The sequence below is a fragment of the Cellulomonas sp. GTC20042 genome (assembly GCF_055389595.1).
On sequence record NZ_AP043678.1, the window covers coordinates 3,622,130 to 3,648,750 of the forward strand.

The following is a 26,621-nucleotide window of genomic DNA, read 5'->3' on the forward strand; positions in this document are numbered from 1 at the left end:
CGGGAACCCCGCCGCGATGAGCAGGAGGACGTCCCCACCGGTCGAGCGCCGGGCCACCCAGCCCGAGCGCCCGCGCCACAGACCCCGGGCGTCCCTCCCCCGCCGCATCACCACCTCCGCGCTGTGGACGGTGATCGTGGTGTGCGGGCTCGCGTACGCCGGGTCGCTGGCCGTCCCGCTGTGGTTCCAGGCCAACGGCCAGCGGCTGCTCGTCGTCACCTCCGGGTCCATGTCCGGCTCGCAGGAGGGTGCCTTCGACGCCGGGGACGCCGTGGTCATGCGCCGGATCGACGACCCCTCGCAGCTCCGCGTCGGGCAGGTGGCCTCGTTCTGGCCGGTCGGCTCCGACCAGCTCGTCACGCACCGGATCGTCGCGCTGCGCAACCTGCCGGTGATGCAGCAGGACACCGAGACCGGCCGGATGGTCCCCACGGTCGACCCGGAGACCGGCAAGGTGATCGAGCGGCCGTACATCTTCACCAAGGGCGACGCCAACGCCGACCCCGACCCGGACGCCACCCCGCTCTCCCAGGTGCGCGGCATCGTGCTCAACGTCTACCCGCGCTGGGGCTGGGTGCTCGACTGGGCCGGGTCCGCGCAGGGCCGCCTGGTCATGCTCGGCCCGCCGCTGCTCGCGCTGGCCGTGCTGGAGATCATGTCGCTGGTCACGGACCGTCGGGCACGCGGCGCCTCCGGCGAGCGCGACCGCGCCGCGCAGCAGAAGCACGACGATGCCCTCCTCCTCGGCTGAGCACGCCGGCCGCCGCGACGGCGTGGGCGCCTGGGGACGGCTCGTCCTCGGGGCGGTGCTGCTCGCGCTGGCCGTCGGCGGCCCGCTGCTCGGCCTCACGATCGCCGGGTCGACCTCCGCGGGGTTCGAGAGCACGGACAGCGTGACGATCTCGATCTCGATCGCCCCGACCGCGAGCCCGTCGCCGAGCCCCTCCCCGTCGACCTCGGGCTGACCGCGCGCCGTCCGGGCTCAGCTGAAGCCGATGGCCCGCTTCGCCACGCGGTACGCCAGCACCGACACCCGCCGCCCGGTGCGCCCGGGCAGGTTGGTGAGCTGGCCCAGCGCGCTCCACCGCACGGCGCGGTACAGCCGCGGGTCCTCGGCGCGCAGCTCGGCCCAGAGCCGTTCCTTCTCGGCGAGGCTGGCCTCGGTGCCGGAGCGGATCAGCAGGATCGAGGACACCGCGCAGATGATCGCGAAGTAGTGCAGCAGGTAGGCGTGCAGGCGCCGGTCGACGGCGGGGCCCTGCCGGACCTGGTGCACGTGCCGCATCATCAGCCAGTTGACCCGGAGCTGCTGGTCCAGGCGCCGCAGCATGACGGCCTCCTGCACGGACTGGTCCTCACGCCCGATGTAGTACCGGTACAGGTCCACGTCGAGGTAGAACAGCGTGCGCACGTGGGTCAGCGGCACGAAGGCGTAGAGGCTGTCGACGTAGAAGGTGTGCTCGGGCAGCCGCAGCCCGGCGTCGCGCAGCACCTGCGTGCGGTACGTCAGCGCGTGCATCATCAGGTACTGGCGCTTGCCGAACCGCCGGGTGCGGTCCCAGCCGATGACGCGCCCGATCGGCAGGGCGCCGTCGTAGCGGACCGCGGTCTTGGTCTTCTTGCCGACCTTCTCGTAGACGAAGTTCGACACCAGCAGGTCGACCCCGGTGCCCTCGGCGAGGAAGCCGCGCAGGGTGGCGAGCACGGCGGTCAGCGCGGGGCGGTCCAGCCAGTCGTCGGCGTCCACGACCTTGAGGTAGGCGCCGCGGGCGTGGTCCAGGCCGGTGTTGATCGCCGAGCCGTGCCCACCGTTCTTCTTGCTGATCACCCGGATCTCGGGATGCCGGTCGGCGTACTCCTGGGCCAGGGCGGCGGTGCCGTCGGTGGACCCGTCGTCGATCACCAGGACCTCGACGTCCGGCCCTGCCCCCACCAGCGAGTCGAGGCAGCGCCGCAGGTAGTCCTCGGCGTTGTAGCTCGGGACGACGACGGACAGCACGGGCTCGATGCCCACGGCGCGCACCTCTCGACTCATCCGGCGTGCGCGGCGCGCTCGACCTCGGGATCCTGCTCGGACTCGGGGGTGTTCTTGAAGATGACCTTGAAGATCGGGAAGAACACCCAGAACGAGATCGCCGAGTTGATGATCATCGTCACGACGTCGGCCAGGGTCTCACCGGTCCCACCCAGGCCCCAGCTGTCGATGAAGAGATCGTACACAGGCGTCTTGTACAGCCCCTGGGCGGCGGCCGCGATCAGGGTGATGACGACGTAGGCGATGGCGTACCAGGCGGCGGCCTTGCCCACCGACGAGTTCGACTTGAAGGTGATGTTCCGCTGGGCGAAGAAGTTGATCACCTGGGCGATCAGCAGCGTGATCTGCACCGCGAGGAAGTACGCCAGACCGCCACCGCCCGTGGGCAGCGCACCGGCGGCGTAGTCGAACACGAAGTACTGCGACCCGTCCGGGTTCGAGCCGATCGGCCAGACCTGGAACGCGGTGTCCACCAGGCCCGTCATGCCGAAGACCCACTTGATCGCCGGCATCAGCGCCAGCTGGAGCACCGTGATCCCGTTCGACAGCACGAAGAACACCAGGAACTGGGCGATCCCGGGACGCTTCTCGGCGAACGAGCGCCACCAGGCGCGCAGGCGGGTGAACATGCGATCTCTCTCCACTACTACCGAGGGGCGGGGACGGCGGGCGCTGACGTCGTGGTCAGCGCTGCGGGGGCGTGGTGCCCGACGCCAGGTCCGTGAGGGTGCGGCGGTTGGCCCGGCGGTTCCGGAAGAAGTCCCGGACGATCCGGCCGAGGCCGACCAGGGTGCGGCCGTTGGCGAGGGTGACGATGTCCTCCGCCATCTGCTGCGAGGCCATCCCGTTGCTCATCTTGGAGACGGCGCGGAACGGCATGTTGTAGCGGAACAGGGCGTCCAGGTCGGGCTTGCCCTTCTTCTCCGCCTGGGTGAGCTGCCAGGCCATGAACCGGTGGATCAGGCGCGCCAGCGGGCTGCGGGCGGTGCCCATGCGGCCGAGGGCGTCGTTCAGGCCGAGCGGGCCGGACCAGGTGCCCGCGGGGATCGGGTGGCCGAGCAGGCGGGCGAACTCCTCGTCGGGGACGTGGTGCACGTCGACGGCGCGGTAGTGGTCCAGGCCGGTGTCCGGCGTCGGCGCGATCGTGCCGGTGACGGTGACCTCGGCGGTGAGCCGGATGTCCTCGACGGAGGCACCGACCTGGATCGACCGGGTGCCGGTCTCGACCTGCCAGGCGTCCGACGCGACGTCGAAGTGGCGGAAGGCCTTGTCGTCCAGCGCGATCGTCACGGTGGTCGACTCGCCGGCCTCCAGGTGCACCTTGGCGAAGCCCTTGAGCTCGCGCGCCGGGCCGTGCACGCCGCCTGCCACCCGGCCGACGTAGACCTGCGCGACCTCGGCACCGGCGCGGTCGCCGGTGTTCGTCACGGTGAACGTGACCTGCTCCGGCGTCGCCACCAGGTCCGCGTAGGCGAAGGTGGTGTACGACAGGCCGAAGCCGAACGGGAAGGCCACCGGCACGCCGGCGGTCGCGTAGTAGCGGTAGCCGACGTACAGGCCCTCGCGGTACTCCGAGGTGCGCTCGCGCCCCGGGAAGTACGGGTACGCCGGGACGTCCTCGCCGCGCACCGGGTAGGACTCGGCGAGCCGGCCGGAGGGGTTGACCACGCCGGTGAGCACGTTGAGCAGCGCGTCGGCGCCGGCCTGGCCGGACAGGTAGCCGTGCACCAGGGCGCGGCAGCGGTCGATCCACGGCAGCTCGACGACGGCCCCGGCGCTGAGCACCACGACGACGTCCTGCGTGACCTCGGCCAGCGCGTCCAGCAGGGCGACCTGGTTGGCGGCCAGGGCGAGGTGCGAGCGGTCCAGACCCTCGGACTCGCTGAGCTCGTCCAGCCCGAGGTAGACCAGCACCACGTCGGCGTCCCGCGCGGCGGCGACGGCCTCGCGCAGCAGCGCCTCGTCGGCCACGCCGTCCCGGCGGAAGCCCTGGGCGAAGGCGGTCATGCTCAGGCCGCTGGCACCGATCCGGTCCAGGGTGGTGTCCAGCCGGGTCGGGTTGACCACGGAGGAGCCGGCGCCCTGGTAGCGCGGGGTCTGGGCGAAGTCGCCGATCAGCGCGACACGGGTGCCGGTGGCGAGCGGCAGGATCCCGCCCTCGTTCTTCAGCAGCACCGCGGACTGCTCGGCGACCCGGCGGGCGAGCGCGTGGTGCGCGTCGGCGTCCACGGCGGGGGCGGTCCCGGGCTCGCGGGCCTGCTCGATCAGCGTGAGCAGCTCGTCCACCCGGGCGTCCAGGTCGGCCTCGTCCAGGTCGCCCCGCTGCACGGCGGCGACGATCTGCCGGGCGGAGTCCAGGCCGGGCGCGGGCATCTCCAGGGTGCCGCCGCGCCGCACGGCCTCGGTCACGTCGTTGCTGCCGCCCCAGTCGGAGACCACCGCGCCGTCGAAGCCCCACTCGGTGCGCAGCACCTGCTGCAGCAGGAAGGGGTCCTCGTGGGCGTAGACGCCGTTGACCAGGTTGTACGCCGACATGATCGTGCGGGGGTGCGCCTCGCGCACCACGATCTCGAAGGCCGTCAGGTAGAGCTCGCGCAGCGTGCGCTCGTCCACCACGGAGTCGTTCACCATCCGCCGCAGCTCCTGGCTGTTGGCGGCGAAGTGCTTGGGGCAGGCCGCGACGCCGCGCGACTGGATGCCCCGGACGTACCCGGCGGCGAGCTTGCCGGCCAGGTACGGGTCCTCGGAGAAGTACTCGAAGCTGCGGCCGCCGAGCGGGCTGCGCTTGATGTTCAAGCCCGGGCCGAGCAGCACGTCGACGTCCAGCGCCGCGGCCTCGGTCCCCAGCGCCTCGCCGACCTGCTCGGCGAGGGCGGTGTCCCAGGAGGAGGCGACCGTGGCCGCCGTGGGGAAGCAGGTGGCGGGCACCGAGGCGTTGAGGCCCAGGTGGTCGCCGGAGCCGACCTGCTTGCGCAGGCCGTGCGGACCGTCCGCGAGGGAGATGGAACGCAGGCCCACCCGGGGGACGTCGCGCGTCTGCCAGACGTTCTTGCCGCTGATCAGCGCGGCCTTCTCGAGCAGGGTGAGCTTCTCGATCATCGGGTTGGGCACTTCGGTGTTCCTCACGCTCCGGTCCGGGTGCCCCGGCCGGCTCGACGGTGCGAGCCGGCCGGGGACCGGTGGGTCGGACCCGATGGGGTCCTGGGCAGATCAGGCGATCCGGCTCAGACGGCCGGCGCGGCCTCCGGCTCGTCCGCCGAGGCGGAACCGCCGTCCTCCGGGGTGTCCGTGGGGTCACCGGCGTGCTTGCGCACCCGGCGGACCACCAGCAGGACGCCCGCGATCAGGGCCAGACCGAGGACCACGTCCACGGCGACCTGCACGTACCGCCACGTCGGCGGGGTGTAGCTGAGCTCCGCACCCGAGGCGATGCCGTTCATCGCGTTGGAGTTGGCGACCGCGAACAGGATGTTGTGGGTCGACTTGCGGATGTTCGAGACCGCCTCCGCAGAGGTGGTGTCGGCGAGCGACTTCGACGGCTGGAACGTCAGCATGAGGTCCGAGCCGGCCATGATGCCCTGGTCGGGGTACATGTACCCGTACAGGTTGAAGTCGGTGATCACGATGCCGCGGAAGCCCCACTCGTCCCGCAGGACGTTGGTCATCAGCGCCTCGGAACCGCCGGCCCAGGTGGAGCCGATCCGGTTGAAGGAGCTCATGACCGCGGTGGCGCCCACCTCGGTGGTGGAGACGGTGCCCTGGTCGTCCGAGATGTAGCGCATCTCGGCGGAGCCGTCCTTCAGCGCGATCTCGAAGGCCTTGAGGTAGACCTCACGGATCGTCTGCTCGTCGGCCCAGGTGGCCACACCGTTGTTGACGCGGTTGGTCTCCTGGTCGTTCATCGCGAAGTGCTTGACGTAGGAGTACACGCCCTTCGACGCGGCACCGGAGATGACGTTGGCCGCCAGGTCGCCGGACAGCACCGGGTCCTCCGAGTAGTACTCGAAGTTGCGGCCCGCGAACGGCGAGCGGTGCAGGTTCACCGCGGGGGCGTACCAGCCGTTGGCGTTCAGGGTCAGCGCCTCGTTGCCGATCGACATACCCATGTCACGGGCGAGGTCGACGTTCCAGGTCTGGCCGAGCAGCACCTCGGACGGGTAGGCCACGCCGGAGATCGCGTCGTTGATGAACGAGCTGAAGCCGGCCGGGCCGTCGTAGTCACCGGTGACCTCCTTGACGATCGAGTCGATCGCCCCGGTGTTGTACGCGCCGTTGAGGATGACGTTGGTCATCTCGTCCACGCTGATCTGGTCGAGCAGCGCGTCCCACTGCGGGTCGTCGTAGTCCAGGCCGCGCATGTCGACCAGCGTGAGGTCGCCCTCGACGCCCTGGGTCGGCATCTCGGCGTCGGACGCCTCGGCGGCGGCCGTCGCGTCGTACTCGCCGAAGGCCGCGACGATCTCGTCGGTGGCGACCTTGTCCGCGTCGGTCGGCGCGGTCGGGAAGGTGCCGGCGAAGTCCGCCCGCGACATGCGGATGGCCTTGCCCTCCTCCGGGGTGTCCGAGAACATCGCGGAAACGTCGTCGAACTGGTTGGTGACCTCGGTCTCGTCGGACGCGCGGTGGTTGTCACCGGAGTAGGTGATCGTGTCGTCCACCGTGTAGGTGATCGGCTCGGTGCCGGCCTTCACGGTGTGCGAGTCGGTCTGCGCGGTGATGACGTAGTCGCCCGCGTCCAGCACGTAGGCCTGGGCGTCCTTCTCGTCGTAGGAGGCCATGTCCTCGACGTCGAACGTCAGGGTCACGGTCTCGGAGGCTCCGGGCTCGATCACGCCGGTCTTGGCGAAGGCGCCGAGCACGACCGACGACTTCTCGATGCCGCCCTCGGTGTATGGCGCGGAGTAGTAGAGCTCCACGACGTCCTTGCCCGCGACGTCACCGGAGTTGGTGACCTCGACCGGCACGGAGATCTGGCCGTCCACCGCACCGAGCTCGACGTCGCCGACGGCCCAGTCGAAGGAGGTGTAGCTCAGGCCGTAGCCGAAGGGGTACACGACGGCCTGGTCGTAGTCGAGGAAGCCCTCGACGGCCGCGGTCTCGTAGTACCGGTAGCCGACGTAGATGCCCTCCTCGTACTGGACGAAGTAGCCGTTGCCGTCCACGCCGCGCGCACCGTCGGCCCACAGGCCGGAGATGTTCGAGTACTGGAAGTTCCCGACGTTCACGAAGGTCGGGTCGGCGGTGAAGTCGCGCGAGTAGATGTCCACCGTGCGACCGGAGGGGTTGACCTCACCGGTCAGGATCTTGCCCAGGGCGTTGAAGCCGCTCTGGCCGGGCGAGCCGACCTGGAGCACGGCGTCCACGCCGGCGTCGTCCTGCACGGTGCCGAGCTCCATGCTGGTGGAGGCGTTGACGACCACGATCACGGTGTCGAAGTTCGCCGCCGCGAGCGCGATGGTGTCCTTCTCGTCCTTGTTCAGCTCGAGCTGGTGCTGCCCGGCCTCGTAGTTGTCGTCCCAGCCCTCCATGGAGGTGGCCAGGTCGCCGCCCTCGCCACCCGCACGGCCGATGACGACCACCGCGGCGTCGGCGTAGTCCGCGAAGGACGCGACCGCGTCGGCGGAGTAGTCCGCCGCCGGCATCTCGCCGATGTTGTAGACCGACTGGCTCGGCTGGTCCATCACGATGTTGGTCTTCGGGGCGTCGGCCGCGAAGTCCGCCAGCTGCGTGTAGACCGTGTCGTTGACCTCGATGCCCGCGTTCTCCAGGCCCTTGCGGATGTCGACCGCGGTGGAGGTGTCGGTCGAGCCGGAGCCCGAGCCGCCGTACACCGGGTCGGCCGCCGCGCGGCCCATCAGGGTCACCTTGAGGCCGTCACCGGTCAGCGGCAGCGCGGCGTCCTCGTTCTTGAGGAGCACGGTGCCCTCGGCGGCGATCTCCTGCACGAGCTGGTCGGCAGCGCTCTCCGCCTCGTCGGCGGTGGCGTAGTCGGCCTCGTTGTAGGTGGTGTCCCAGTCCTTGGCCTCGTCCGAGTTCGTCACCGTGTACGTGCCGGTGCCGAGCTGGGAGGCGACCCAGTTGGAGAAGACCCCGAGCAGGATGTTCGCGGTCACCGCGATCACGGTGATGACGCTCAGGACGGGGATCCACACGGCCAGGAACTTCTTGTTCGTCATCGGCCTCTTTGCCGCTTTCCTGCTCACAGCTCTCCTTCGTGCACGAGGGGGTCACCTTGCCCTGCCCCGGGTCCGTGAGGGTACGGCTCGGGTGGATCAGGTGGCGGTCGCAGCCCCTGCTTCTCCCGTTCTGACGTCACTGGCATCCAGGCGAGGAGAGCCGCACGGGCCCGCGCTCATCTGAACGCGACCGCTCTCCCCCTCCGCACGCAGATGCATGAACTGTCGTTTCCGACGCACGATCTGTCGCTCCGTCATCCCTTCGCAGGAACGTCACGACCCATGCAGGCCCGCCCCTTACACTCGTCGCGGCGCGGGCCCGGAGGAGGTCGTGCCGACCCTCCCGGAGGTACCCCATGGATCTGCTCGTCGTCGGCGCGGGCCTGTACGGCCTGACGATCGCCGAGCAGGCGGCCCGCTCCGGGCTGGACGTCGTCGTGGTGGAGCGGCGCGAGCACATCGGCGGCAACGCCTACTCCTCGGTCGACGCCGGCACCGGCATCGAGGTGCACCGCTACGGCTCGCACATCTTCCACACCTCGAACGAACGCGTGTGGGACTACGTCCGGCACTTCACCGCCTTCACCGGCTACCGGCACCGCGTCTACTCCACCCACGCCGGCACCGTGTACCCGCTGCCGATCAACCTCGGCACGCTCAACCAGTTCTTCTCCGCCGCCCTCGGCCCGGCGCAGGCCCGCGCGCTGATCGCCGAGCAGGCCGCCGAGATCCACGGCGACGACGCGACGAACCTCGAGGACAAGGCGATCTCGCTGATCGGGCGCCCGCTGTACGAGGCGTTCATCCGCGACTACACGCTCAAGCAGTGGCAGACCGACCCCCGCGAGCTGCCCGCCTCGGTGATCGCCCGCCTGCCGGTCCGGTACACCTACGAGAACCGCTACTTCTCCGACACCTACGAGGGCCTGCCGGTCGACGGCTACACCGCGTGGTTCGAGAAGATGGCCTCCCACCCGCGGATCGACGTGCGGCTCGGCACGGACTTCCTCGACCCCGCGGAGCCGTACGGCAAGGCGGCAGCGCGCGGGCAGGTGCCGATCGTCTACACCGGCCCGGTCGACCGGTACTTCGACTACGAGGCGGGCCCGCTGTCCTGGCGCACGCTGCGGCTGGAGACCGAGACGCTGCCGGTCGGCGACTTCCAGGGCACCAGCGTGATGAACTACGCCGACGCCGACGTGCCGTACACCCGGATCCACGAGTTCCGGCACTTCCACCCCGAGCGCGAGGACCGGCACGCACCGGACCGCACGGTGATCATGCGCGAGTACTCGCAGCCCGCCGACCCCACCGACGAGCCGTACTACCCGGTGAGCACGGCGCAGGACCGCGAGCGGCTGCGCGCCTACCGCCTGATGCAGGCCGAGGAGCCGGGCGTCACCTTCGGCGGACGGCTCGGCAGCTACCTGTACCTCGACATGCACATGGCCATCGCCTCGGCGCTGACCGCCTGGTCGCAGGGCGACGTGCTGCGCGGAGCCGGCACCCGTGCGACCGCCGGGGTGCGCGCCGGGGTCTGATCCCGGTCCGGGACCGCTGCTCAGGCCTCGACGGCCGGGGTGCGCTCGACCACCGGGCGGGACGGGCGACGCCGCGGCGGACGGCCCTGCGGCACCGGCAGCAGGATCCGCAGCGTGAACCAGGAGTCCTGCGCGTGCACGGTCATCGTGCCGCCGTACTTCTCCGCGGTGTAGCGGATGCTCTTGAGGCCGTAGCCGTGCCGGTCCCGGTCGGCCCGCCGCGTGACGATCGCGCCGTCCTCCATGCGCAGATCACCGGTGAAGTAGTTCTCCACGGTGATCATCACGAAGTTGTTCTGCGCGAACACCGCCAGCTTGATCAGCCGCTCGCCCGGGTCCGGCACCTGCATGACGCCGTCCACCGCGTTGTCCAGCGCGTTGCCGAACACCGCGGCGATGTCCATCACCGACATGAAGTCGAGCAGCTGGCCGTCCACCACGCAGGTCAGGTCGATCCCCCGCTCCGCGCACTCCATCTGCTTGGTCGTGAGGATCACGTCCAGCACCGAGGAGCCGGTGTCGCTGCTCGCCTCGTACCCGCGGATGCTCGCCTCCAGCTCATCCAGGTAGGACGCCTTCTTCGCCGGGTCGCCCTCCGCGCGGATGATGCCGATCTGGTGCTTGAGGTCGTGGTACTTGCGGTTGACGATCTCGATGCTGCGCTTGGACTGGAGGTACTGCTCGTGCTGGCTGCGCAGGATCCCGTCGATCGCCTTGAGCTCCGCCTTGGCGTGCAGCTGCATCCGCTGCCCCTGCTGGGCGTACAGCGCGACGAAGCCGCACAGGTCCACCAGCGTGCGGATGTAGAAGATCTCCGGCCCGAGGCGCCCCGAGAACGGCGTGTTCGCGTTGAGGAAGCTGATGTTGCTCATGAAGAACGTCACCAGCGCGATGGCCACCGCCGAGGCGAGCTCCCGCGAGGACACGTCCAGCGGCGCCGTGCGGCGGAAGTGCCGGGCCTCGATCAGCGACGCCAGCCCGAAGGACGCCGCGTACATCGCCACGCCCAGCAGCAGCTGCCAGGGCAGACCGGCGCCGTCGTCCCGCAGGAACACGAAGCAGTGCACCTGCCAGTGCAGGGCGGCGACCAGCTCGGCCAGCACCAGCGCCCGGGCGGCGAAGTACCCGGCGTCCCGCAGCGACACCCGCGCCGCCACCAGGATGAACCCGAGCATGCACGCCGCCGACAGCAGCATCCCGAACGCCCACAGCCGCAGCGGCAGCTGCCCGGCGAGCACCTGCGCCCCGACCAGCACGCCGAGCCCGGCCGCGGCCACCGCCACGAAGCGCCACACGCTGCCCCGGCGCGGGATCAGCAGCAGGTAGACCAGGCAGGCGCCCCACTCGGCCAGCCCGGTCAGCGGACGCGGGATGTCCGGCAGCGACTGGACGATCGTCAGCGCGGTCTCGAAGGGCGTCATGCGTGCCTCGCCCCCATGTAGTCCGTCAGCGCCGCGAGGAACGCCTTCTTGCGCGGGCGGCTGATCAGCAGGTCGTGGCCGCCGACCATCAGGCAGGAGGACTGCTGCACCGCCAGCACGTGCCGCAGGTTCACCAGGTAGCCGCTGTTCGAGCGGAAGAAGTGCTTGCCCTCGAGCTCGGCCTCCATCGCCTTGAGCGGGGCCACCACCGAGTACTTCCCGTCCACGGTGTGCACGACCACCCGGTGCTTCACGCTCTCCAGGAAGACGATCTGCGCGGTGTCCACCCGCACCAGCCCGCCCTCGACCGTCAGCAGCAGGTAGTCCACCGTGCGGCGGCGCAGCCGCTCCAGGGATCGCTTGATCTCCTGCGAGAACGCGAAGTACGGCACCGGCTTGAGCACGTAGGACAGCGCGTCCACCTCGTACCCACGGATCGCGTACTGCGACATGTTCGTGATGAACACGATGATCACGTCCCGGTCCACCTGGCGGATCCGCTCCGCGGTGGTGAAGCCGTCCATCTCGGTCATCTCGATGTCGAGCAGCAGGATGTCGTAGTCCGGCCGGTACCCGGCGACCACCTCGGCGCCGTCGGCGAAGGTGGACACCTCGAACGTCTCGTCGTGCTCCTGCTCGTACCTGCGCAGGTAGCCGACCAGCAGCTGGGCGCTGGCCGGGTCGTCCTCGACGATCCCGATCCTGATCACGTGGCTCTCCGTGCCGGCCGACCTCGGTGCGGCGGACGGTCCGGGCACCGGAGGACGGCTCCTCGTTCGTGGGGCCGCACGGCGGGGCGTGCCCCCGGGGCCCCACGACGCGGCCGCCATGGTAACCAGCGGCGGACGGCACGTCATGCACCGTCCGCACCACCCGGGTCACACGACCGTGGCGTCCACCGCCCGCACCACCGCGGCGGCCAGGTCGTCCGGGCGGCTGTACTGCGGCCAGTGCCCGGTCGGGATCTCGACGTAGTCCACCTGCCCGATCCGCGCCAGCTCGGCGACGTACGGGTGCTCCTTGGCGATGAGGTCGCGCAGCACCGCCTCCGGCATGGTCGAGGTGATGATCGTGACCGGCACCGCGTAGCGCCGCTCGTCGTGCAGGTGCTGCGGGCCGGCCGCGACCAGCGGCGGCACCGACAGCGAGTCCGCGCGCAGCCGCTCCCACAGCTCCTCGGAGAGCCCGGCGAGCTCCTCGTCCTCGAACAGGCCGCGCTCCGGCATCGGCACCACGCCGTCCTCGACCGGCAGCTCGTCGTTCACCACGCCGCCCTCGCCGAGCGGCCCGCTGTCCACGTACACCACCCGCGCCACCCGCTCCGGCCGCGCGTCCGCGACGGCGTGCGCCACCGCCCCGCCGCCCGAGTGGCCGACCACCACCACCGGCCCCTCCAGGGCGTCGATCGTCTCCGCCACCGCGGCGGCCTGGTCGGCCAGGGTGATCGAGGCGACCTCGTCCGCCGACCCGCCCGTACCCAGCGGCGTCACGGGGTGCGGGGTGTGACCGGCGGCGCGCAGCGCCTCGGTGACGGGCGCCCAGGAGGACGCCGGGAGCCAGAACCCGGGGATCAGCACGATGTCCATGCGACCGACGGTAGACGCGCCCACCCACACCGCCACCGGTCCTGCGGGGTCAGTCCGTCAGCCGCCCCTGGGCGAGCCGGTCCTCCGCCGCGCCCGTCCCGAGCTCGTGCCGGTCGGCGGGGTGGCGCGCGTAGTGCCGCAGCAGCCGCGCGACCAGCTCGGGATCGGAGCCGTGGAGCCGGACCGGGATCGGCAGCTGGTCGGGGCGGGTGCGCGGTCCCGCCGCCGGGCGGTCACGGCCGGACGGCCGCGACAGGTACCGGGTCGGCACGACCTCGCGGGAAGTGATCAGCACCCTCGGAGCCGGGTCGTGGACGAGGTCGATCGCGACGACGTCCTGCCAGGGGACTGACTGCACGCCCTTCCCCGACGCACGCAGGACGTCCTCCGGGCCGAGGCCCACCCGTGGCAGGACCCACGCCCCGCGCAAGGCGGCGACCAGCACCGGCACGATCCCTGCCGACACCACGAGCGCCCCGACCGAGGCGAGCGCGGGAAGACGCAGCCCGCCGTCGACCACGAGCCCCAGCAGGACCGCCGGTCCCATCGCCGCAGCGGCGACGAGCGCGAGGAGCGTCAGGAGGCCGATCGGGCGCACCGGAGGCAGCCACAGCCGCCCCTCCGCGGTCTCCACCTCGATCCGACCGGCCCGGGGGCGGAGCAGCAGCACGCCGACGAACGTCGCGCCCGATCCGACGAGCACGGCTGCCGTGCCGCCCACCACGAGTCCGGTGAACCCGCCCGAGCCGATCAGGACGACGATCCCTCCGGCGACGAGGGCGAGCACCAGCACGAGCAGGGCGACCAGCCCGGCCTGCTGCCCCGTCGTGCCCGCGCGGGTCCGCTCGGGGACCGCGAGCCGCAGCACCCGGCGGCCCACCGGCGGCAGGTCGTCGACCACGTCTCCCCCTTCGGTCCCGGGGAGCCTAGCCGAGCGGATCGCACCGACCCCGCGTGACAGGAGATTTCGACCCGGACCCGCCGATCAGGTCGCGAGCGGTGCGCGCAGGTCGAGCCCGACCGCCACCGACGCACCGGTCGATGCGCGATCCAGCCCCGGGCCAGGCTCTCCCACGCCCAGGTCCCGCACCCGGCGCGCGGGGACGCCGACGTACAGCCCGTCGGGCGCGCAGTCGCGGGTGACGACCGACCCGGCGCCGATCACGCAGCCGTGGCCGATGGTGACCCCGGGCAGCACGGTCACCCCGGAGCCGAGCCAGCAGCCCTCCTCGACGGTGACCGGTGCGCTGCGCAGGGTGCCGCCGCGCCGGTCGGGGCCGCCGATGTCGTGCGTGCCGGTGACCAGGCGGACGTGGTCGCCGATCAGGGTGCGGGCGCCGATCCGCACCGGCGCCTCGGTGTCGACGTAGACATCGTGGTTGAGGAAGACGTCGTCGTCGATCGTGAGCGCGCCGATGCCGCCGAAGGTGAAGCCGGGGCTGACCTCGACCCGTGCGCCGACCTGTGCGCCGGCGGCTCGGAGCACCCGCGCGCGCGTGCTCGGGGTCAGTCCGGGCCAGGCGGCGGCCAGCATCACGAGCTGGCGGCGGCGGGAGGTCGTCACGCGGCCGAGTGTGGCCCTCGACGGTCGACCGTGTGCCCGGTTTGCCCCGTTTTCACCCACGGATGCGCCGTTCGGGCGATCCCCCGGTCGAGCGGGGTGTCAGCCGGTGACGCGCAGGCCGCTACCCGGTGCGGGCTCCTCGGCGGGGTCGACGGCGTGGACGTCCACGGCGGTGACCCGGGCGAACCGGGGGCCGGTGCGCGCCCAGGCGAGCAGCGCGTCGACGCCCTCCGCCGACCCGGCGACGACCGCCTCGACGGTGCCGTCCTCGCGGTTGCGCACCCACCCGTCCAGCCCGAGCCGCAGCGCCTCCGCGCGCAGCGAGGCGCGGTAGCCGACGCCCTGGACACGGCCGTGCACGACGAGACGACGAGCGGTCACCGACCCAGTGTGCCCGTGCGGGGCGGCCGGGGCCTCAGAAGAGATCGCCGAACAGCCGGCTGAGGATCCGGAACGGCCAGGTGATCACCCGGACGACCAGCACCAGCCCACGACCGAGGGTCACCAGGCCGTCGAGCAGGTCGAACGCCTCCCAGACCCGGCGCAGCCCGCCACGCACCCGCGACCAGAACCCGCGTCGGTCGTCCTGCTCCGCCATCGGACCTCCCCGTCGCCATCGGCCCGGCGCGGTGCGTCGGACGCGGCTCACGCTAGCGGGGCGACCGGGGCCAGCGGGGGCGTTCTGCCAGGTCGGCAGAGACCACCGAGGGGCGCCGCGACCGATCGGCACCCCTCGGTGGGGTCAGGGGCGGGGTGCGGTCAGGACTCCTCGCTGATCTCGCCGTCCTGGTCGATCGTGTACGTGGTGCCCGAGTCGGCGGAGGTGCCGCTGATCCGGTACTTCCCCTCGCTGACGGTCACCGAGGAGGTGAGGTCCTCGGTGGCGTCCGAGGGCGTGAACGGGACCTCGACGGAGCCGTAGACGAAGGAGCGCTCGCTGGCCGTGGGCGAGAGCACCACCGTGGCGGCGTTCGGGTAGTCGGCCATCGCCTCGTCCACCGCCCCGGCGGCGTCGCGCAGATCGGTCTCGACGGCGGCGTCGGACGAGCCGCCCGATCCGGAGCCGGTGGTGCCGGTGTCGGTGTCATCGGTGGACCCGCCGGAGCCGCAGGCGGTCAGGGCGGCGACGGTCAGGCCGACGATCGCGGCGAGCAGCGGACGGGCGGTGCGGGTGTGCATGGTGATCCTCCGGTGGGGGTCGATGGTGCGCAACGGTCGACGTCGGTGCCGATCGCCGGTGAGAAGGCCGTGGGCGCGCGCCAGGGGGGCGGACGCACGCCCACGACCGGTCATCCGACCGGGCCCTCCCAGCCCAGTCCGAACCCGAGGGCGTAGGTGCTGCCCGCCGAGTCCACGTAGGGCGCGGTGTCGCCACCGACGTCCTCGAGCTGTGCCTCCACCGCGTCCATCGACGCCGGGAAGGTGATCGGCAGCCGGCCCTGCGGCTCGTGCAGCCCGAGCGCGACCTGCACGAGCGCCTCGTCGCTGGTGCCGAAGCTGACCAGCACGGCGTCCGCCGCCGCCTCGAACTCCGCGGGCACCACCGGGTTGGCGGCCTTGAGCAGGGCGAGCACGGGGATGTCCCGCCCGCTCGCCGCGACGGCCGCGACCGCCCGCTCGAAGGCGTCCAGGTCGGCCTCGTTGGCGATCCGCGAGGTCGCGCCGAGGTAGGAGCGGTTCTCCCGGGTGCCGTCCGGCAGCAGGTCGCCGGAGATCGACGTCGCCCGCACGTGCGGCCCGTCCGCGGTGTACGGGCGGTACTGGAGCGACAGCGGGTAGAAGGCGCCGGTGTCCGGGTCCTCGCCCGCCGAGGTGAAGTTGGTGCCGTTGTCCGGGCTGCGCATGCCCACCAGCACCAGGTCGACGTCGCTCAGGTCGGGCGCGGCGTACGACACCACGTGACCGTCCGCGTCGAGCACGGCCTCGTCGGTGACGACGGTGCCGACGTGCTCGGCGAGCATCTCGACGTCCAGGGTCTCGCCCTCGGCGTACTCGGCAGGACCGAACACCCCGTCGAAACCGGTGGAGTACGAGCGGGGCACGTAGACCGTGGCGTCCGACCAGTCGGCGACCTCGTGCTCCGCGACCGTGCCGTCGGCGTTCTTCAGCATGACGATCGAGTCGAGCTGTGCGGCGGTGCCGGCCTCGACGCGCTCGGCGCTGCCGACGATCTTCTGGGACTCGGCGAGGTCGAGGTAGGGGTCGTCGTACAGGCCGGGCTGGAACAGCATCGTGAGGATGCGGGCGGCCGACTGCTGGAAGCGGGTGTCCGCGTCGACGTCCAGCAGGCCGTCCTCGAAGTCCGCCTGCCACAGCGCGTGCGCCGCGAGCACCGGGCCGACGGCGTTGTTGCCGCCGAACATGTCGACGCCGGTGCGCAGGATCGCGTAGTGCCGCTCGTCCGTGCTCAGGTGCTCGGCGCCCCAGGCCCGCCCGCCGACGACCGCCTCCGGCTCGCCGTCCACCATCGTGACGGTCCAGTCGGTGACGATCACGCCGTCGTAGCCGTTGTCCTCGCGCAGGATGTCGATCTTCCCGGCGTCGTAGGCGGTGGCGATCCGCTCGTCGAACAGCGCCTGGCCGTCGCCGTCCAGGCCGACCGAGTACGAGGCCATCACCGAGGCGGCGTCCAGGTTCGCCAGGAAGGGCACCAGGTGCTCCTCGAGGTTCCCGCCCGGGTAGACGGCGTACTTGCCGGCGTCCGAGTGGGACTCGCGACCACCCTCGCCCATGCCGTCGCCGGGGAAGTGCTTGATCATCGCGGCGACCGACTCCGCGCCCCAGCCGTCCTCGGCGCCCGCGGTCTGCTGGAACCCGTCCACATAGGCCTCGGCGTGGGCGGTCGCCTGCGCGGTGTCCTCGCCGAACGTGCCGTTGACCCGCAGCCAGCGCGGCTCGGTCGCCAGGTCGATCTGCGGGCTGAGCGCGGTGCTGATCCCCAGCGCCCGGTACTCCGCCGAGGTCATCTCGGCGAACTGCGCGGTGACCGCGACGTCACCGGTGGCCGCCAGGCCCAGGCTGGACGGCCACTGCGAGATCGTGTCGCCGGCCGCGACGAACGCGTCGCCCGCCTTCGGGGTGGAGCGTGGGTCGGAGGAGTAGTTGACCGGGACGTAGGGCTCGCCCTCGGCGGCCAGTCCCTCGACGTAGGCCTGCATCTCGTTCACCCAGGTCACGTTCGCCTCGACGTCCGACGGGCCGGCGTTCAGCACGTTGCGCACCCGGTCCTCGGACAGGTAGGTGCGCTGCGCGTCGGTCAGCCCGTCGCCCGGCGCCCGCTCGTGCGAGCTGAACAGCATCAGCCCGGCGATCTGCTCGGTGGACAGCTGCGGCGCGAGGTCGGCGGCGCGCTCCGCAGCGGAGAGCCGCCAGTCCTCCCACGGGTCGAGCTCGCCGTCGCCGTCCATGTCCTTCATGGCGAAGGTGAGGTCCCCGTCCGCGACCTCGATCAGATCGACGCCGCTGTCCGGGCTGTACGACAGCGTCCGCCCGCCGCCCGGGTTCTCCACCCGGATCACCGTGGTCGTGCCGTCGTCCACCTCGCGGGTGGTGTACCGGGTGCCGTCGGCCTCGTCCTCGCCCGGGTCGGCGCACCCGGCCAGACCGGCCACGAGGCAGCCCGTCAGGGCGACCGCCGTCCCGATCGCGCTCCTCGAGGGGCCACGCCCCTGCGTCCTCGTCCTCATCGACTCTCCTCACGGTGACCGCCGCCGGGCGTCCGTGCCCGCCGGGTACCGGCAGGTCATCACGTGGAGACGATGCTACTGATACGTAGCGCACAATCTGTCGGATCTTGCGCACAACCTGTCGCCGCAGGGGTGCCCGTACCGCAGGAACGGCCCGACCGACCCCCCGACCTGCTCTACAGTGCCGAGCAGGTCGGACACTCCCGACCTGCGCCGGGGGGCCGCACAGCCGACCTCGGCGTCGTCCCCGATGCGAGGAGCACCGTGATCGAGATCGCCGGCACCGCCCTGGTCGTCGTCGTGGCCGTCGTCGTCGTGATCGCGCTGGCGATCGTCGCCGCGATCTACGCGAAGGTGCGGTTCAAGATCGCCACCCCCGACGAGGCGCTGATCATCACCGGCCGCAAGCGCGGCGTCGCGGTGATCAACCCCGAGACCGGCGAGGAGAGCACCGACCTGTCCGGCCAGCGCGTCGTGATCGGCGGCGGCACCTTCGTCAAGCCGGTGTTCGAGCAGGTCGCGCGGCTGTCGCTCGCCTCGCAGAGCTTCCCGGTCACCGCCGAGGACGCCACCACCAAGAGCGGCGTCGGCGTCACGCTGCGCTCGATCGCGGTGGTCAAGGTCGGCGGCACCGAGCGCATGGTCCGCGCCGCCGCCCAGCGGTTCGCCGGCCGCGGGCAGGAGCAGGTGATCGAGCAGCAGACCAGCGAGGTCCTGGTCGGTGTGCTCCGCACGATCGCGGGCACGCTCACCGTCGAGTCGATCCTGTACGAGCGGCAGGACTTCTCCAAGGAGGTCAAGGACATCGCGGTGCCGATGCTCTCCGAGCGCGGGCTGGTGCTGGAGAACTTCGAGATCCAGACCGTCGAGGACGGCGGCGACTACATCCGCAACCTCGGCCGCCCGCGCGCCGCCGCCGTCGCCCGCGACGCCCTGATCGCCGAGGCCCAGGCCCAGCAGGAGAGCACCGAACGCTCCAACGAGGCCGCCGTGCAGATCGCCGAGTCGAACAAGGCGCTCGCGCTGCGCAACGCCCAGATCGCCCAGGAGACCGCGCAGGCGCAGGCCGAGGCGGAGGCCGCCCGCGAGCGCGCCGAGGCCGAGGCGCAGCAGGCCGTGCTCGAGCAGCAGGAGCTGGTCGCCCAGCGCCGCGCCGCCCTGCGCGAGCAGGAGCTCCAGACCGAGGTCCGCAAGCCCGCCGAGGCCCGCAAGTACGAGGCCGCGCAGGAGACCGACGCCCGCAAGTACGCCGCCGAGCAGGAGGCGGAGGCCGCCAAGACCACCGCGATCCGCAAGGCGGAGGCCGAGGCGCAGCGCACCACCGCGCAGGCCGAGGCCGAGGCCTCCGCAGCCCGCTCGCGCGCCGAGGCGGCCCTGGTCGAGCAGCAGCGCCGCGCCGAGGGCGCCCTCGCGCTCGCCAAGGCCGAGGCCGACGGCATCCAGGCCCGTGGTGAGGCGCAGGCCGCCGCCGAGCAGGCCCAGGGCCAGGCGCGCGCCGCCGCGATCAAGGCGGAGTCCGACGCGTACCAGGCGTTCCCCGAGTCCGCGCGGCTCCAGATGGTGCTGGACGCCCTGCCCAAGCTCGCCCAGCCCTACGCCGACGCCCTCGGCTCGATCGACGGCATCACCGTGATCGACAAGGACGGCGCGTCCCGGGTGACCGGCCAGGTCGCCACCGGTGTGCAGGAGCTCGCCACCCTGCTCAAGGCGCAGACCGGGATCGACCTGCGCGACCTGGTCCGCGGGCTCGGCGGCGCGAAGCCGTCCGCACCGGTCGCCGCGACCGCCGTCCCCGCACCGGCGGTCGACGCCGCGGAGTGACCCGGCACGTCCCCGGGCAGGCCTGACCCAACGTTCGACCCCCTGCCTCCGTTGTGGTGGCAGGGGGTCGGCACGAGGGAAGGGACGGCGCCGGTGGCGCACTGGAGAGACACCCTGGACCAGATGGTCCAGGAGAGACGGTCCGCGCTCGTCGCGTACGCGCGGCTGTTCACCGCGGACCGCGGCGAGGCCGAGGACCTGGTCCACGAGGCCGTGGTCAAGGTGTTCAGCCGACCGCGCCGCATCGAGGACGTGCACTCCGCCGAGGGCTACGTCCGGCAGGCGATCCGCACGATCTTCCTGGACCAGACGCGCACGCGTCGGGCCTGGCGGACCAAGGAGCACCTGCTCCGGCCCGCGGCCACCGTGCCCTCCGCCGAGCACGCCGCCACCGCCGCCGTGGACGTCGGCCAGGCGCTCGCCGCCCTGCCGCCCCGCGAGCGCGCCTGCGCCGTGCTCCGCTACATCGACGACCTGCCGGTCGCGGAGATCGCCGCGAGCCTCGGCATCAGCGACGGCTCCGTGAAGCGCTACCTGTCCGACGCCACCCGCACCCTGCGCACCACGCTGCGCGTGACCGGCCCCGAGGACGACACGACGGTCGAGACGGTGCACGTCACCGGTCTGGGAGGGGAGCGATGATGGAGCAGAACCTGTCCGACGTCATGCACGGGTTCCTGGACGCCGAGCGCCGCGCCGCCGAGGCGGCAGCCCCGGACACCACCACCGAGACCCACGCCCTCGCCCGCCGGATCGGCCGACGTCGCGCGGTGCGCGGTGCCGGGGTCGGGATCGCGTCGGTGCTGGTGCTGGGCGGGATCGCCCTCGGGGTGCACGCGCTGGAACGGCCGGAGCCGCCGCTGCCCGCCGGGCCGTCGCCGTCGCCGTCTGTGACGGTCGCACCCGCGCCGACGTCGACGCCGGAGGCGCCGGTGGTGGCGCCGACCGCGTACCTGACCGACGCGGTGCCGATGCCGGAGAGGACGTTCGCGCGGACGGACGCGACGTGGCTGATGCTGGAGTACACCGGCCTCGACGAGTCGGGCACCGAGATCGTGCCCCGGCAGACCTACCTGCTCGCGCCCGACGGCGTGGTCTACGTCGTGCCGTTCCCGGACGACCTCGCGGGCGGCCGGGTCCTGGACTGGTACCCCGGGACCGGACTGGTCGTGCTCGGCCATGACATGGAACGCTTCGTCGTCGACCTGCAGACCGGCATTCGAGCGACTGTGCCTGCCGCCGGGAACCTGCAGTTTCTGCCCGGCAGCGACGGCGACCTGGTCGAGTACCACTACGAGGGTTCGAACCTGGTGTTCCAGCGCCTCGACCAGCACGGACGGACGGTCACCGTGCTCACCACGCTAGCTGACGCCGACCACGACCAGGTGTTCGTGGGCCCAGCCGGCGACGCCGTCCTCGTCGAGGACGCCCTCACGGGCACGCAGGCGCTGTCATCGGTCGACGGGAGCACGCTCGCGCTCGACCTGCCCTACCCCGACCGACCGCTCGCATGCCGACCGTGGACCTGGGCCGACGCACGGACCGCCGTCGTCGAGTGCGCCCCGGGCGGCACCGAGGACGTCTTCTACGCCCAGTCGGTCTCGGAGTTCTGGACGGTCCCCCTCGGCGGCGGAGCGCCCACGCGCATCGCCGGGTTCACGGATCCACTGACCGCCGGAGCGGTCTGGCGGATCCACGGGCAGACCGTCGTCGGCGACTACGGGCACTGGGCCACGGGCTCGTCCTGGTTCCGGTCGACCGCAGACGGTCTGGATCCGCTCAGCACCGGCCCGGCGTCCTGGGTCGAGACGATCGGCACCCGTGGTGACGCGTTCCTGCTCAGCGAGTTCCCCGACGGTGCGGACCCGATGATCGTCGCCGTCGACTCGCGCACCGGGGAGCGACGCACCCTGCTCGTGCTACCGGACGCACCGTTCAAGGGCCTCGAGGTCTTCCCGGTCGGACCGCACACCGCGTTCACCTTCCAGGGCGAGTAGGGCTCACCCCGCCGGCCGCCGCAGCGTCCACCGCAGCATCGTCCCGACGAGCGTGTACGGCTCCCCGCCGCGCACCTCGCGGGCGTGCTGCGGCCCGGCGCTGTGCTCCACCACCGACCACCCGGTGAACGTCGCGGCCACCGCCTGCTGCACGTCGTCGGCGGTGAGCGGCGCCTCGATCAGCGCCGGACGCTCCGTGCCGTCGTCCAGCACTTCGCACCGGTCGGCGAGCACCAGCAGGCACGCCACCCCGGGCGCGCGCACCGCCTCGGCGCACCGGGCGAGCGCGGTGCGGAACGCCTCGACCGTCGGCACGTGCTCCAGCGCGGAGCAGGCGAGCACCAGGTCGGCGCTGCACGGGGCGAGACGCAGGTGGGCGAGGTCGGCGCGCACGGCGGCCACGCGGTCGGCGACGCCGGCCTCGGTGGACCCCTCCCGCAGGGCGCGCAGCGCCTCGGGCAGCAGGTCGACACCGAGCACCCGCGCCCCGGGCGCCGCCAGCGCGATCGGCACGGCGTGCCGGCCCTCACCGCAGCCCAGGTCGACGGCCACCCGCAGGTCCGGCACGGCGGCGACCGCGCGCAGCACGTGCGGGGACGGGCGGGTGCGCCAGGCGTCGGCGGGGTCGGCCGCGTCGGGTCGGCGGGCGTAGAGCGCACGGTGGTAGCGCTCGGTCTCCGCGCGGGCCGCGGCGGGGTCGGTCACGCTGCCGAGGGTAGGCCTCGGGCGCGACGGGCGGCCTCGGGAGTACCGGCGCGATCAGCTCGCGTCGGCGAGCTCCGCGCGGAAGTAGCGCGAGTGCGTCCGTCGGACGGTGTCCAGCGAGTCGCTGACGACCGAGACGATCTCCACCTCGTCGTCCACACGCTCGGCCTCGAGGCGCAGGCGCATCTTCAGAGCTTCGCGATGGCCACCCTCACCGTCGAACGTGGTGACCTCGGACGCGCCGGTACGACGGTTGTACTGGATCACGAAGCCGGGCATGGCGGCACCTTACCTCGTCGACTCCGGCGAGGTTCGGACAACGGCCTCGACCTCACCCAGCATCCTGACGACCTTGACCTCTGCCGTACGCAGCTCGGACCACTGCTCGCGCAGCGCGTCGAGCCGGGCGTCATCGCTCGCGATCGATGGGGGATCGAGCAACGCCTCCCGACAGTCCAGCGCCACGCTCGCGTCGCTGACCACCTGCCGCAGACGCTCGATCTCGGCGATCTGCGCGAGGGAGAGAGATTGAAGGCTCTCGACGACCGCACGCATCTCGCGGGTGTCCGCGCGTGGCGGCTCGCCATAACGGATCCCCCCGACCCAACCGGTCGGCGAGCGCCTCGTAGGCGTTGGCCCAGGCGCCCTGGAGATGCGTCCGGACCTGGACCTCGACGCGACCGCGCCCGAGCCGCAGCCAGACGTGTACGGCGCGGTAGCCGGCGCTCGGCTTCGCGCGGAGGTCGTGGATCGCCTCAGCGGGGTGGTCGAACGCTGCGGCGATCGCCTGGGCGACGATCTGTTGCTCCTTCAGCGACATCTCGCACTCGAACCGCACGCCCGCGACGTCCTGGGTGTTGTTCAGCGGTGTGCCTCGACCGCGCCGCAGCTTGTCCCGGAGCGTGTCCAGGGTCTTGGCGCGAGAGGAGATCACCGGGGCAGGCCTTCCGACCAGCAGGCTCTCCCGGTCGAGCGAGCGGATCGCCTCCTGCACGGCCGCAGCCAGCTCGTCGTGCCAGAGGATGACGTGCTCGTAGGTGGGTCCGGGCTGCGGTGTCGCGGTGCCGTCCCGGATCGACGCACCGAGCCGCCGGAGCTGCCTGCCGGTCCACGGCAGGCTCGGCAGGTCGCGGATCGGCGACCGGTCCTCGAGCGTCATCTGCCGACACTACGTCGATCGCATCGCTCTGCACGGACGGATCGTGCGTCAGCGACCGGGAACGCCCGCCGGCGCCGGGGGTCGGCATCGGCGGGCGGGCGGTCCTCCCGGTGCGCGCAGGGGTCAGCCCACCGCCGTCCACGGTCCGGCGGCGTCACCGGGCTGCTGCGCGCGGGTCCACCAGGCGGCCCGGTAGCGGGTGCCGTCGTGCACGACCTCGTCCCCGGCGACGAAGATCCGCGAGGCGGTCCACACGGTGTCACCGGCGGCGTCGGTGACGAGCTGCTGCCAGGGGCCGGTGGGGTCGCCGGGCTGCTGGCCGGAGGTCCACCAGGTCGCCGTCCACCGGGAGCCCGCGTGCTGCACGACGTCGCCGGCCGTGTAGGTGGCGGAGGCCGACCAGGCGGGGGCGGGCACGTCGCCGGTGCGGACCAGCGAGAGGCCGTCGACGGTGAGCGCGGTGCCGCCGGGGCCGGCCGCCTCGACCGCGATGGTGGCGCTGCCGCCGGTGAGCACGACGTCGTCGAGCGTCGCGGTCTGCCATCCGGTCGTGGCGGTGTTCAGGTCCAGCACGGCGGGCTCCCCGGTCGCGGGGGTGACCCGCACCCGGGCGTGGTCCAGGCCGCCGGCGGTGCTCACCTTCAGCGCGAAGGAGTAGGTGCCGTCCGGCAGGTCCACGGTCTGCTCGACACCGCCGGAGTAGGTGGCGGCCGCGCCGAGGCGCAGCGCGAACCGGCTCTGGTCGGCGCCGGGTGAGGGGTTGCTGACCATCGCGGCGGAGCCGGCGTCGACCCGGTTGGTCCACCCGGTGAGGGTGGTGACCGCGATCCGGTCGGCCGCGAAGTCCGGGTTGAGCACGTAGTTGTTGCCCGCGCCGACCTGCCACTCCCCGGTGATCGCGTTCAGGCTCCACTGGCTGACCGAGTGGAACAGCGGGCCGTCCTGCGTGGCGGTGATCGGCAGCCACTGGTTGTAGCCGAGGCCGTTCCACGCGAAGTCGGCCCATCGGTCGCCGGCGTAGACCACGGTCTCGGTGACGGTGCCGGGCACGGTGACGAAGAAGCCGCTCTGGGTGACGTGGCTGTAGTCGCGCTCGGTGCCGGGCAGCACGTACATGGCGGAGTAGGTGCCCTGGATGTCGTCGGTGGTGGACTCGACCAGGTAGGTCTGCGAGGTGTTCCAGCCGTGCAGGTCGGAGGACGCGATGTAGTAGCGGCCACCCAACTTGAACATGGCGTTGCCCTCGCGACCGGATCCCCGGTAGACCTCGACGGCCTGCTCGACGCTCAGGGAGTCGGTGTCGGAGATCCGGGCCACGTAGGTGCGGCTGCGCCCGTCCCGGTAGGAGAAGACCAGGTAGTCGGAGCCGTCGTCGTCGGTGAACACGGTCTGGTCGCCGGTGCCCTGGTTCCAGCCGGGCTTGTTCGGGTTCTCGTAGACGCCGGGGATGTGGGTCTGGAGCGCGGCGTACGCGAAGTCGCCGGTGGGCGAGTCGCCCTGCAGGAACAGGGTGCCCGCGTTGGTGACGCGTGCCGGGTCGGCGTTCTCGAACTGGGTGAGCAGCACGTACTTCCCGGTGGTCTCGTTGTAGACCACGCCGAGCCGGCCGATCCAGGTGGCGTCGCCGAGGGTCTGCATCCGGGAGAAGTAGTCGCCGTTCACGTCCTCGCTCGCGGGGATGTCCACCGGGGTGGCGGTGGTGGCGATGTCGTTCTCGAAGGTCCACGCGACCAGGTCGGTGGAGGAGTACGCGGTGATCGACACGAAGTTGACGTTGTTCGTGTACGCCCGGGACGGGGAGTCGTAGTAGAGCTCGGCGCCGTCGTAGCGCACGCCGTACCAGTACCAGACGTCGCCGAAGCGGAAGATGCCGCCGCCCTGCGAGTAGATCGGGTCGCCGGCGGTGTCGTGCCAGAAGGTGTTGTTCTGGATCGTGCCCAGGGTGCCGGTGCTGAGGGTGACCAGGCCGGCGGCGGCCTGCTGCAGGCCGGTCTTCGCGGCGGCGACCTCGGAGGCCGTCGCGTCCGGGTCGGCGAGCACGGTGGCGGCACCGGTGAGGGCGGCGGCGAAGGGCTGCCAGGAGTCGGCGGTGTATCCGCTCGGCACCCGGGAGGTGTAGTCCTCGACGGCCTCGCGCAGGCCGCGGACCAGCACCAGCGCGTCGCTCGCGGCGGTCAGCGCGTCCCGGGCGGCGGCGTGCGCGGCCTCGTCGGCAGCAGTGTCGGCGAGCACGGCGCGGGCGTCCGCGAGCGCATCGGCCAGCACCGCCCAGGACCCGGCCGTGTGGTCGGCCTCGGTCAGCGTGGAGGCGGCGTCGACCGCGTCCTGCAACGACCCGCCGGCCGGCGCCGTCGCGGTGCTGTCGAACTCGGCGCGGGCGTGGTTCACCCAGCCGACCGCCACGACGCGCAGGGTGTGCGCGCCGGGGGTCAGGCCGCCGTGGCTGAACAGCTCGATGACGTTGTTGGAGTTGGCGCCGTGGTAGTCGACCGTGCCGATCAGCACGTCGTCCACGTAGACCTCGGCGGTGCCGTTGGTGGTGCGGGTGCTGCCGTACAGCCGGAACGCGTCGCCCTCGAACGGGATCTCGAAGAAGTCACCGTCGTTGCCCCAGTGCACGCGGGCGTTGCTCGCCCACTCGTCACCCTCGTAGTAGGTCTGCCACGGGGTGCCCCGGGTGGTGGTGACGTCGGTGTGCTGGACGGTGGTGGTCGTGGTGGTCGGCGCAGCCGTGGCCGCGGTGGTCGCCCACGGCAGCAGCAGCGCCGTGAGGAGCAGGGCCAGCAGCGTGGCGGGCGCTCTGCGGGGCCGGGTGGTGGTCATCGTCGTCCGTCTCCCTTCGGGCGAGACCTCGGTGTCTCGTCGACCAGCCAACCGGGCGGTGGGAGCCGCTCCCATGGCAGATCCCGGGCGGGAGATGGAGGAAACCA

23 protein-coding genes are annotated in these 26,621 nt (G+C 72.1%); 6 read left to right on the top strand and 17 right to left on the bottom strand.

Annotated elements, in window-relative coordinates; all coding sequences use genetic code 11:
* The first annotated feature begins 16 nt into the window (after positions 1–16).
* Entirely contained in the window at positions 17–751 is a 735-nt protein-coding gene (locus ACZ5HG_RS16765; protein ID WP_464178409.1) for a S24/S26 family peptidase, read from the top strand.
* The gene (locus ACZ5HG_RS16770) at positions 732–965 is read left to right on the top strand and encodes a hypothetical protein (protein WP_464178411.1); all 234 of its coding nucleotides are present in this window, start codon (positions 732–734) and stop codon (positions 963–965) included. The genes ACZ5HG_RS16765 and ACZ5HG_RS16770 overlap by 20 nt, the downstream gene beginning before the upstream one ends.
* A gap of 17 nt (positions 966–982) precedes the next feature.
* Here ACZ5HG_RS16770 and ACZ5HG_RS16775 read toward each other — a convergent pair whose 3' ends face one another.
* The 4 genes from ACZ5HG_RS16775 to ACZ5HG_RS16790 form a co-directional block, all read right to left on the bottom strand.
* Complete coding sequence (locus ACZ5HG_RS16775) at positions 983–2,014, bottom strand: glycosyltransferase family 2 protein (RefSeq protein WP_464178413.1); 1,032 nt, start codon at positions 2,012–2,014, stop codon at positions 983–985.
* Between the two features lie 17 nt (positions 2,015–2,031).
* On the bottom strand, positions 2,032–2,664 hold the full coding sequence (locus ACZ5HG_RS16780) for a hypothetical protein (RefSeq protein WP_464178415.1): 633 nt from the start codon (positions 2,662–2,664) through the stop codon (positions 2,032–2,034).
* 55 nt (positions 2,665–2,719) lie between these two features.
* Positions 2,720–5,161 carry a glycoside hydrolase family 3 C-terminal domain-containing protein gene (locus ACZ5HG_RS16785; RefSeq protein ID WP_464178417.1) on the bottom strand — a complete coding sequence of 814 codons (2,442 nt, stop codon included), beginning with the start codon at positions 5,159–5,161 and terminating at the stop codon, positions 2,720–2,722.
* A 98-nt stretch (positions 5,162–5,259) separates the two neighbouring features.
* Positions 5,260–8,211 (bottom strand): glycoside hydrolase family 3 protein, encoded by a 2,952-nt coding sequence (locus ACZ5HG_RS16790; RefSeq protein WP_464178419.1) that lies wholly within the window; start codon positions 8,209–8,211, stop codon positions 5,260–5,262.
* Between the two features lie 356 nt (positions 8,212–8,567).
* Between ACZ5HG_RS16790 and glf the strand changes: the two genes are divergently transcribed.
* A complete protein-coding gene (gene glf / locus ACZ5HG_RS16795) occupies positions 8,568–9,752 on the top strand; it encodes a UDP-galactopyranose mutase (protein ID WP_464178422.1) in 1,185 nt (394 codons plus the stop codon).
* Between the two features lie 20 nt (positions 9,753–9,772).
* On the opposite strand, the gene ACZ5HG_RS16800 is transcribed toward glf, so the two are convergent.
* The 9 genes from ACZ5HG_RS16800 to ACZ5HG_RS16840 form a co-directional block, all read right to left on the bottom strand.
* Complete coding sequence (locus tag ACZ5HG_RS16800) at positions 9,773–11,173, bottom strand: ATP-binding protein (RefSeq protein ID WP_464178424.1); 1,401 nt, start codon at positions 11,171–11,173, stop codon at positions 9,773–9,775.
* Positions 11,170–11,883 (bottom strand): LytR/AlgR family response regulator transcription factor, encoded by a 714-nt coding sequence (locus ACZ5HG_RS16805; RefSeq protein ID WP_464178426.1) that lies wholly within the window; start codon positions 11,881–11,883, stop codon positions 11,170–11,172. The genes ACZ5HG_RS16800 and ACZ5HG_RS16805 overlap by 4 nt, the downstream gene beginning before the upstream one ends.
* A gap of 168 nt (positions 11,884–12,051) precedes the next feature.
* Entirely contained in the window at positions 12,052–12,759 is a 708-nt protein-coding gene (locus tag ACZ5HG_RS16810; protein WP_464178428.1) for an alpha/beta fold hydrolase, read from the bottom strand.
* Between the two features lie 49 nt (positions 12,760–12,808).
* Entirely contained in the window at positions 12,809–13,660 is an 852-nt protein-coding gene (locus ACZ5HG_RS16815) for a hypothetical protein (protein WP_464178430.1), read from the bottom strand.
* 84 nt (positions 13,661–13,744) lie between these two features.
* Positions 13,745–14,323, bottom strand: coding sequence for an acyltransferase (locus ACZ5HG_RS16820; RefSeq protein WP_464178432.1), 579 nt, complete (start codon positions 14,321–14,323; stop codon positions 13,745–13,747).
* 99 nt (positions 14,324–14,422) lie between these two features.
* Positions 14,423–14,704 carry an acylphosphatase gene (locus tag ACZ5HG_RS16825; protein WP_464178434.1) on the bottom strand — a complete coding sequence of 94 codons (282 nt, stop codon included), beginning with the start codon at positions 14,702–14,704 and terminating at the stop codon, positions 14,423–14,425.
* 34 nt (positions 14,705–14,738) lie between these two features.
* Positions 14,739–14,921 (bottom strand): hypothetical protein, encoded by a 183-nt coding sequence (locus tag ACZ5HG_RS16830; protein ID WP_464178436.1) that lies wholly within the window; start codon positions 14,919–14,921, stop codon positions 14,739–14,741.
* A gap of 161 nt (positions 14,922–15,082) precedes the next feature.
* Entirely contained in the window at positions 15,083–15,502 is a 420-nt protein-coding gene (locus tag ACZ5HG_RS16835; RefSeq protein ID WP_464178438.1) for a hypothetical protein, read from the bottom strand.
* Between the two features lie 110 nt (positions 15,503–15,612).
* The gene (locus ACZ5HG_RS16840; RefSeq protein ID WP_464178440.1) at positions 15,613–18,009 is read right to left on the bottom strand and encodes a glycoside hydrolase family 3 N-terminal domain-containing protein; all 2,397 of its coding nucleotides are present in this window, start codon (positions 18,007–18,009) and stop codon (positions 15,613–15,615) included.
* Positions 18,010–18,273: 264 nt separating this feature from the next.
* On the opposite strand from ACZ5HG_RS16840, the gene ACZ5HG_RS16845 reads away from it, so the two are divergent.
* The 3 genes from ACZ5HG_RS16845 to ACZ5HG_RS16855 all read left to right on the top strand — a co-directional run bounded on the left by ACZ5HG_RS16845 (position 18,274) and on the right by ACZ5HG_RS16855 (position 21,827).
* Entirely contained in the window at positions 18,274–19,830 is a 1,557-nt protein-coding gene (locus ACZ5HG_RS16845) for an SPFH domain-containing protein (RefSeq protein ID WP_464178442.1), read from the top strand.
* A gap of 123 nt (positions 19,831–19,953) precedes the next feature.
* Positions 19,954–20,472 carry an RNA polymerase sigma factor gene (locus ACZ5HG_RS16850; RefSeq protein ID WP_464178444.1) on the top strand — a complete coding sequence of 173 codons (519 nt, stop codon included), beginning with the start codon at positions 19,954–19,956 and terminating at the stop codon, positions 20,470–20,472.
* Positions 20,472–21,827 (top strand): hypothetical protein, encoded by a 1,356-nt coding sequence (locus ACZ5HG_RS16855; protein ID WP_464178446.1) that lies wholly within the window; start codon positions 20,472–20,474, stop codon positions 21,825–21,827. The genes ACZ5HG_RS16850 and ACZ5HG_RS16855 overlap by 1 nt, the downstream gene beginning before the upstream one ends.
* 3 nt (positions 21,828–21,830) lie before the next feature.
* Here ACZ5HG_RS16855 and ACZ5HG_RS16860 read toward each other — a convergent pair whose 3' ends face one another.
* From ACZ5HG_RS16860 to ACZ5HG_RS16875, 4 genes are all read right to left on the bottom strand, one after another.
* Positions 21,831–22,532, bottom strand: coding sequence for an SAM-dependent methyltransferase (locus tag ACZ5HG_RS16860; RefSeq protein ID WP_464178448.1), 702 nt, complete (start codon positions 22,530–22,532; stop codon positions 21,831–21,833).
* Between the two features lie 54 nt (positions 22,533–22,586).
* Positions 22,587–22,811: a hypothetical protein gene (locus tag ACZ5HG_RS16865; protein WP_464178450.1), complete on the bottom strand. Its 225-nt coding sequence runs from the start codon at positions 22,809–22,811 to the stop codon at positions 22,587–22,589.
* Between the two features lie 130 nt (positions 22,812–22,941).
* Positions 22,942–23,691 carry a hypothetical protein gene (locus tag ACZ5HG_RS16870; protein WP_464178452.1) on the bottom strand — a complete coding sequence of 250 codons (750 nt, stop codon included), beginning with the start codon at positions 23,689–23,691 and terminating at the stop codon, positions 22,942–22,944.
* Between the two features lie 123 nt (positions 23,692–23,814).
* Complete coding sequence (locus ACZ5HG_RS16875; protein WP_464178454.1) at positions 23,815–26,514, bottom strand: carbohydrate-binding protein; 2,700 nt, start codon at positions 26,512–26,514, stop codon at positions 23,815–23,817.
* Positions 26,515–26,621 lie beyond the last annotated feature (107 nt).